This window comes from Ruminococcus sp. CAG:379, from assembly GCF_000434255.1.
Lineage (GTDB): Bacteria > Bacillota > Clostridia > Oscillospirales > Ruminococcaceae > Ruminococcus_F > Ruminococcus_F champanellensis.
On sequence record NZ_FR894876.1, the window covers coordinates 1 to 996 of the forward strand.

A 996-nucleotide genomic window follows, 5' to 3' on the forward strand; every position below is an offset into this window, starting at 1 on the left:
TCTATTTTACCGGGAAGGGGGCAACCGCAACGGAGGTCATTTCCCAGGACAGTAAAACGGCACGCACCATCAAGTGCAACAAAAATATGCTGACGGAGATGCTGGAGGACGTGATCCACGCCATTGTGGCGCTGGGGGTATGGCTGCATCAGCTCCCCCGGNNNNTGGCTGCATCAGCTCCCCAGGAGGGCATAGATAGTCACTGTTGGCTGGCAGGACAATGTTGTGATCGATGACAATACGCTGATCGACAACAACATCAAGCTGGTACAGGCCGGCTTGAAATCCAAGGTATCCGCCATTATGGAGGTGCTCAAGTGCGATGAGGATACAGCCCGGCAGGAGCTTGAGCGGATCGCATCCGAGCAGTCGGTATCCGGGCTGTCTGTGGATGATCTGATGGGCGGTGGTGAGGATGACCAGGCTTGAACTGATGCAGCTGAGCCGGGGACTGTCTGATCTGTATACGGGACTGGAGACGGATCTGCTTGCGAATATTGCAGCCTTTCTGACCGCAGAACAGGCGGACATGCCCTCTGCTCAGTGGAAGATACAGATGCTTGCGCAGCTGGGAGCACTGGATCGTAAAAACCTGCGGACGATCACCCAGTATGTGAAGAACGTACCCCGGATGCTGCAGGACACCCTGCAAGCCGGTGTACTCAGCGCCCTGGAGGATCTGGAGCCGGGATTCCGGCAAATGGTGCTGGACGGCATCCTGCAAGGCACGGACACACCGGTTGAGGACACGATAGCACGGGCACTGAAAGCCTACGCCAGGCAGGCCAGAAAATCTATGAACATGGTGAACACCGTCATGCGGTACAAGGCCAGGGACGCAGCGCATAAGGCTATCAATGACACGGCAGAGCTGGCGGATAAGCAGGAGTTTCTGAATGTGCTGAACAAGGCGGCGGGCAAGACAGTATCCGGCATAGAAAGCCGGCAGGCGGCAATGCGGCAGTGCATCAAGGAAATGACCGACAAGGGGATCCC

General features: G+C 56.8%; 2 protein-coding genes. Both read left to right on the plus strand.

The window, feature by feature from the left end:
* Positions 1-225: 225 nt before the first annotated feature.
* Positions 226-429, plus strand: coding sequence for a hypothetical protein (locus tag QVO51_RS04645; RefSeq protein WP_022357424.1), 204 nt, complete (start codon positions 226-228; stop codon positions 427-429).
* Positions 416-996, plus strand: a 581-nt coding sequence (locus QVO51_RS04650) for a phage minor capsid protein (RefSeq protein WP_288167866.1), incomplete at its 3' end; no start/stop codon positions are given. The genes QVO51_RS04645 and QVO51_RS04650, both read left to right, overlap by 14 nt.